We start from the raw sequence: 6,928 nt of genomic DNA on the forward strand, positions 1-6,928 counted from the left end.
GTATCCATGCGAGTTCAGGACATGTCCTCCACGTGTTCTCCATCAATCCCGCACGGCTCCCGGACCGGCGCGAACCCGCCCATGCCGTCCCCCTTCGCCGCCCGCTCCACGCGAAAGATCGTGAAAGTTTCCGCGCCGGCCGTTGAGTGGCCTCCCCCGCGCATCCGTAGTGATGAGGGAGAAGCAGCCATGAAGGTCTCGACCGGGAGGTTTGGGTGCGCAAAGATGCGGCCGTGGCCGATGACCGCCCTCACCGGGCCCGACACCGGAGCGCGGCACCACGCGCCAACACCCCCGTCCCCGACGAGGAGATGATGCGCGCGCTCTACCAGGAACACGCCGGACCGCTGCTCGCCTACGTCATGCGTCTCGTCGCGGGCGACCGCCAGCGGGCCGAGGACGTCGTACAGGAAACGCTCATCCGTGCCTGGAAGAATGCCGGTCAGCTCAACCGGGCGACCGGCTCTGTCCGACCCTGGCTGGTGACGGTCGCCCGGCGCATCGTCATCGACGGTCACCGCAGCCGGCAGGCCCGGCCGCAGGAGGTCGACCCGTCGCCGCTGGAGGTCATGCCCGCGGAGGACGAGATTGACAAAGCGTTGTGGTTGATGACGCTCTCGGACGCGCTCGACGATTTGACCCCTGCCCACCGGGAAGTACTCGTGGAGACGTACTTCAAGGGACGCACGGTCAACGAGGCGGCCGAGACACTCGGCATACCCAGCGGGACCGTGCGTTCCCGTGTGTTCTACGCACTACGTTCGATGAAGCTCGCACTGGAGGAGAGGGGGGTCTCGGCATGACCACGCACGAGCAGTACGGACTGGGCGACGAAAGTACTGTGCATGAAGCCGTCGGAGCGTACGTTCTCGGAATTCTGGACGATGCCGAGGCCACGGCCTTCGAGGAGCATCTGGCCGGCTGCCGGATCTGCGCCGTCCAGCTGGAGGAGTTCTCCGGGATGGAACCGATGCTGGCCATGCTGGCGGACGACCCCGACCCGTTCCTCGCGCCCACCCCGCTGACCCCGCCGCCCGTACCCCTCGCGCAGCTGCCGACCCCCTCCGTCTCGGTGCGGCCCAGCCCACAGCTGCTCGGCCGGCTCGTCGACGAGGTCGCCGTCAAGCGTGCCAGGCGCAAGCGCCGGGGGCTGTATCTGGTCGCCGCCGCCGCGGTGCTGATCATCGGCGGGCCCGTGGGCGTAGGGATCGCCACCTCGGGCGGCGCCGAGGCCGGCACGACCGTGGCGAAGGAGCGGACCCCGGCCGAGGAGTTCGCCCGTATGCCCGGCAGGATCGGCGCCACGGACACCGTCACCAAGGTCAGCGCCGCCATCGCCATGGAGCCGAAGGCCTGGGGCACCCGCACCGCCCTGGAGCTGAAGAATGTGAAGGGCCCGCTCAAGTGCACTCTGGTCGCCGTCTCCAAGACCGGCGAGCAGGAGGTCGTCACGTCCTGGTCGGTGCCCGCGTGGGGGTACGGCATCCCCGGCAGCCCGGACGAGAACGGCAGGAAACCGCTCTACGTCGAGGGCGGCACGGCCATGGAGAGCAAGGACATCGATCACTTCGAGGTCCGTACGTTCGACGGTGAGCGACTGGTCGAAGTCGGCGCCTGACATACCCGCCCCCTTCGCGTACGGTTGACGGCTGCCCAATGCACGTCATGAAGGGGGCCTCGGTGGCCGCGCAGGATGCCGCTGTAGAAACCGCTGGACCCGCCGTCGATCCCGTACGCGCCACGGAGCACGACTCCGTGCGCGACCGCGAGATCGGCGTCGAGCAGCGCCATCTGGACCAGGTGTACCGCCGCCTTGAGGAGAAGATCCACGAGGCGGAGTTCCTGATGAACGACGCCGCCAAACGGGGGCAGGTCGGCACGCCCGGAGCCCTCGCCGAACGCGACGCCCAGGTCTTCCGCGCCGGGATCCACCTCAACCGGCTCAACAACGAATTCGAGGACTTCCTCTTCGGGCGGATCGACCTCCTCCGGGGCAAGGACGGCAAGAAGGGCCCGGACGGCGCGTACACCTCGGTCGAGCCCGCCGACGACGCCATCGGGCCGGGCAGCACCGCCGAGATCGCCGAGACGCTGCACATCGGCCGTATCGGAGTCCTGGACTCCGACTACTCGCCGCTGGTCATCGACTGGCGCGCGCCCGCCGCCGCGCCCTTCTACCGCGCCACCCCGGTGGATCCCGGCCGGGTGGTACGGCGCCGGGTCATCCGCTCCAAGGGGCGCCGGGTCCTCGGCGTCGAGGACGATCTGATGCGGCCGGAGCTGACCGCCTCGCTGGACGGCGCCGCACTGGCCGTGATCGGGGACGGCGCGCTGATGGCCGCGCTCGGCCAGGCGCGCGGGCACACCATGCGGGACATCGTCTCCTCCATCCAGGCCGAACAGGACCTCGTCATCCGGGCCCCCGCCGCCTCCGTCACCGAGGTCTCGGGCGGCCCCGGCACGGGCAAGACCGCCGTGGCGCTGCACCGCGCCGCCTATCTGCTCTACCAGGACAGGCGGCGGTACGCGGGCGGCATCCTGGTCGTCTCGCCGACGCCGCTGCTCGTCGCGTACACGGAGGGCGTGCTCCCCTCGCTGGGCGAGGAGGGGCAGGTCGCGATCCGGGCGGTGGGGTCGCTGGTGGACGGCGCGGAGGCCACGGCGTACGACGAACCGGCCGTGGCCCGGGTCAAGGGCTCCGCGCGGATGCCGAAGGTGCTGCGCAAGGCGGCCAGGGGCGCGCTGGAAGGTTCCTTCGCGGCGGGCCCCGGGCCCCGCGGGGACCGTGACCAGCGGGGCCAGCTGGCTTTCGGTGAGGACCCGGACGCGGACGGCGACGAGGACGCTGCCCTGGCCGCGCCCGTACGGACCGATCTGCTCCGGGTCGTCGCCTTCGGCCGCAGGCTGGAGCTGGAGTCCGGCGAGCTGAACCGGATCCGGCAGTCCGCGCTCAGCGGCACCGCGCCCGTCAATCTGCTCAGACCACGCGCCCGAAGACTCCTGCTGGACGCCCTCTGGGCGAAGTCCGGGTCGGCCCAGCGGCACACCGACCCGGAGCTCGCCGCCGAACTGCGCTCGTCCTTCGACGAGGACGTCATGTCCGAGGACAGCTTCCTCGCCTTCCTGGACGCCTGGTGGCCCGAGCTGACCCCGCGCGGGGTGCTCGCCGCGATGGCCGACGAGCGGCGGCTCGGCCGCTGGTCGCGACGGATCCTCAACCCGGGCGAGAACCGCCGTCTCGCCCGCTCCCTGAAGCGGCTGGGCCCGGACGGCGGTGGCCCGCTCTCCGTCCATGACGTGGCGCTGCTGGACGAGCTGGAGACGCTGCTCGGCGCGCCGCCCCGGCCCAGGAAGCGGCGCGACGTCGATCCGCTGGACCAGCTGACCGGCCTCGAGGAGCTGATGCCGCAGCGCGAGGAGTCGCAGCGCGAGCGGGCCGAACGGCTGGCGGCGGAGCGTACGGAGTACGCGCATGTCATCGTCGACGAGGCGCAGGACCTGACGCCGATGCAGTGGCGGATGGTCGGCCGCCGGGGCAGGCACGCCACCTGGACGGTCGTCGGCGACGCCGCGCAGTCGTCCTGGTCGGACCCGGACGAGGCGGCGGAGGCCCGCGACGAGGCGCTCGGCACCCGCCCGCGCCGCCGCTTCACCCTGACCGTGAACTACCGCAACCCGGCCGAGATCGCCGAGCTGGCGTCGAAGGTCCTGGCGCTCGCGATGCCCGGCATGGAGTCGCCGCGCGCGGTGCGCTCCACGGGCGTGCGGCCGCGATTCCGCGTCGTACAGGACGGCGATCCGGCCGCGACCGTGCGCGCGGAGGCACAGCGGCTGCTCGGCCAGGTGGACGGCACGGTCGGTGTCGTCGTCGCCATGAACCGGCGCGAGCAGGCGGCGCGCTGGCTGGCCGGGCTCGGTGACCGCGTGGTGGCGCTGGGCAGCCTGGAGGCCAAGGGGCTGGAGTACGACGCGACGGTGGTGGTCTCCCCGGCGGAGATCGCGGACGAGTCGCCGGCCGGTCTGCGGGTGCTGTACGTCGCGCTGACCCGGGCGACCCAGCAGCTCACGGTGGTCTCGGCGGCCCGCGACGAACCGGACGCGGAGGGGGTACCCGACCTGCTGCGGGAGTGATTCCCGGGACCGCCCCCGGGGCCGGTCCCGGGATTGACCCGTAGTCAAACTCGCGCGGACGGAATCACTTACCGGGGTGGTTTGTTAGCCTGGAGGTGGCACCGACCCGATCCAAGCCCCCGGGCCCAACCTTCGTCGCTACGAGCGACCACTTGCCGCGAGGCGAGCATGGCGGGTCGGTGCCGCCTTCACGTTCTCTACGCCAGCTTCGCAGCAGCGCCACAGACACGTCGGCGGGCCTTCACCAGATCTTGGTGAGGGCCTGTTTTCGTCTCACATCATGGATGGCGGCGTTCCGTAGATAAAGGTCTTTACCTGTTACCCACCGGTAGGTGCGACCATCTGAAAGCTCCGTCGCCGACGTGGTTCGGGTGGAGCGGCAAAGAGGCTAGGGAAAGAAGAGGGACTCGGTCATGGCAACGGCGCCCAGCGTCTCGTACTCGATGACGGTCAGGCTGGAGGTGCCCGCGAGCGGTACCGCGGTCTCCCAGCTGACCACGGCCGTGGAGTCCTCCGGCGGCTCGGTGACCGGCCTGGACGTGACCGCCTCCGGCCACGAGAAGCTGCGGATCGATGTCACCATCGCCGCCAGCTCCACCGGGCACGCGGAGGAGATCGTCGAGCAGCTGCGGGGCATCGACGGCGTCACCCTCGGCAAGGTCTCCGACCGTACGTTCCTGATGCACCTCGGCGGCAAGATCGAGATGCAGTCGAAGCACCCCATCCGCAACCGTGACGATCTCTCGATGATCTACACCCCGGGTGTGGCCCGGGTCTGCATGGCGATCGCGGAGAACCCCGAGGACGCCCGGCGGCTGACCATCAAGCGCAACTCCGTGGCGGTCGTCACGGACGGCTCCGCGGTGCTCGGCCTGGGCAACATCGGCCCCAAGGCCGCGCTGCCCGTGATGGAGGGCAAGGCGGCCCTCTTCAAGCGCTTCGCCGGTATCGACGCCTGGCCGCTCTGCCTGGACACCCAGGACACCGACGCCATCGTCGAGATCGTCAAGGCGATCGCCCCCGGCTTCGCGGGCATCAACCTGGAGGACATCTCCGCGCCCCGCTGCTTCGAGATCGAGGCGCGGCTGCGCGAGGCCCTGGACATCCCGGTCTTCCACGACGACCAGCACGGCACCGCGATCGTGGTGCTCGCGGCCCTGACCAACGCGCTGCGCGTGGTGGGCAAGGGCATCGGGGACGTACGGGTCGTCATGTCCGGCGCGGGCGCGGCCGGTACGGCCATCCTCAAGCTGCTGATCGCCGCGGGCGTCAAGCACGCGGTCGTCGCCGACATCCACGGCGTGGTGCACGCGGGCCGCGAGGACCTGGTGGCGGCCACCCCCGAATCACCGCTGCGCTGGATCGCCGACAACACCAACCCCGAGGGCGTCACCGGCACGCTCAAGGAGGCCGTGGTCGACGCGGACGTCTTCATCGGTGTCTCGGCCCCGAACGTGCTGGACGGCGAGGACGTCGCGGCCATGGCCGACGGCGCGATCGTGTTCGCCCTCGCCAACCCCGACCCCGAGGTCGACCCGGCGATCGCGCGCGAGACGGCGGCCGTGGTGGCCACCGGCCGCTCCGACTTCCCCAACCAGATCAACAACGTGCTGGTCTTCCCCGGTGTCTTCCGCGGCCTGCTGGACGCCCAGTCCCGCACGGTCAACACCGAGATGATGCTGGCCGCGGCGGCGGCGCTCGCCGATGTCGTCACCGAGGACGAGCTCAACCCGAACTACATCGTGCCCTCGGTCTTCAACGACAAGGTCGCGGGCGCGGTGGCGGGCGCGGTGCGCGACGCCGCCAAGGCGGCCGGCGCGGATGTGACGGCTCCCGTCACCCAGGTCTGACCGGGGGAGGGGCCCGGGGGCAGCGCGAAGCACGCCCCCGGGGCCCGGCCCGAAATGTGACCAGACCCACGACGGGGCCCGGACACGCTACCGAGGACTGCGGTACATCTCACGTCCGTCCGGTGCCCGGCGCGTCGCGATTCGCCGCGCCCCACGGGCCCCTCTAGGGTGGCGGACCATGAGCCCCGCCGCTCCAGGGAGGTTTTCAGGGCCTCCGGCGGACTCAAGGGCCCCAAGGCTCCAAGGAGTCTCCACAGAGTCGACGGAACGTCACGACGACGAGGCAGTGGCGCTTTTCGTGTGACTCCGGAGGGTGCCGGATTGGCTTTCCCGCCGCTGGTGGGGGCAGGATGCGTATTCGGGCGCGAGGGTCTGTCAGCAGACCCGGGTCCGGGGACTGTCCGAGGGCCCTGGCAGCATCGGCTTCGATCTCACGCCTTACAGGCAAGAAGAACACGGGAGTAACAACATGAACCGCAGTGAGCTGGTGGCCGCCCTGGCCGACCGCGCCGAGGTGACCCGCAAGGACGCCGACGCTGTGCTGGCCGCTCTCGCCGAGACGGTCGGCGAGGTCGTCGCCAAGGGCGACGAGAAGGTCACCATCCCCGGCTTCCTGACCTTCGAGCGCACCCACCGTGCCGCTCGGACCGCTCGTAACCCGCAGACCGGCGACCCGATCCAGATCCCGGCCGGCTACAGCGTGAAGGTCTCCGCGGGCTCCAAGCTCAAGGAAGCCGCCAAGGGCAAGTAACACCCATAGGCGACACGCAGGGGCGGCCACCCGGACCGGGTGGCCGCCCCTGGTGTGTCCGGCCGTCAGAGGGCCGTCTGAAGCCCCGCAAGGGCGCCTGCCGGCCCCGGGTACGCCGTCGGGGCCCCCCCCGGGGGGGGGGGGGGGCCCCCGATCCGGGGGGTCACTGGGTCAAAACAGGGCGCCCCCCCCCCGC

Annotated in this window: 5 protein-coding genes; all 5 read left to right on the top strand. The window is 71.0% G+C overall.

Going from position 1 to position 6,928, the window contains the following annotated elements:
• Window positions 1-215 precede the first annotated feature (215 nt).
• The 5 genes from ACFRKB_RS37700 (at window position 216) to ACFRKB_RS37720 (ending at window position 6,732) form a co-directional block, all read left to right on the top strand.
• Window positions 216-803, top strand: a complete 588-nt coding sequence (locus tag ACFRKB_RS37700) for a sigma-70 family RNA polymerase sigma factor (RefSeq protein WP_365977337.1) — start codon at window positions 216-218, stop codon at window positions 801-803.
• On the top strand, window positions 800-1,618 hold the full coding sequence (locus ACFRKB_RS37705) for a zf-HC2 domain-containing protein (protein ID WP_383111112.1): 819 nt from the start codon (window positions 800-802) through the stop codon (window positions 1,616-1,618). The genes ACFRKB_RS37700 and ACFRKB_RS37705 overlap by 4 nt, the downstream gene beginning before the upstream one ends.
• A 62-nt stretch (window positions 1,619-1,680) precedes the next feature.
• Complete coding sequence (locus tag ACFRKB_RS37710) at window positions 1,681-4,131, top strand: HelD family protein (RefSeq protein ID WP_383111115.1); 2,451 nt, start codon at window positions 1,681-1,683, stop codon at window positions 4,129-4,131.
• A gap of 413 nt (window positions 4,132-4,544) precedes the next feature.
• Window positions 4,545-5,981 (top strand): NAD-dependent malic enzyme, encoded by a 1,437-nt coding sequence (locus ACFRKB_RS37715; RefSeq protein WP_383111113.1) that lies wholly within the window; start codon window positions 4,545-4,547, stop codon window positions 5,979-5,981.
• A gap of 469 nt (window positions 5,982-6,450) precedes the next feature.
• On the top strand, window positions 6,451-6,732 hold the full coding sequence (locus ACFRKB_RS37720; RefSeq protein ID WP_004571953.1) for an HU family DNA-binding protein: 282 nt from the start codon (window positions 6,451-6,453) through the stop codon (window positions 6,730-6,732).
• Window positions 6,733-6,928 lie beyond the last annotated feature (196 nt).

Origin of the sequence: Streptomyces scopuliridis (assembly GCF_042790125.1) — a bacterium.
GTDB classification, from domain to species: Bacteria; Actinomycetota; Actinomycetes; order Streptomycetales; family Streptomycetaceae; genus Streptomyces; species Streptomyces scopuliridis_A.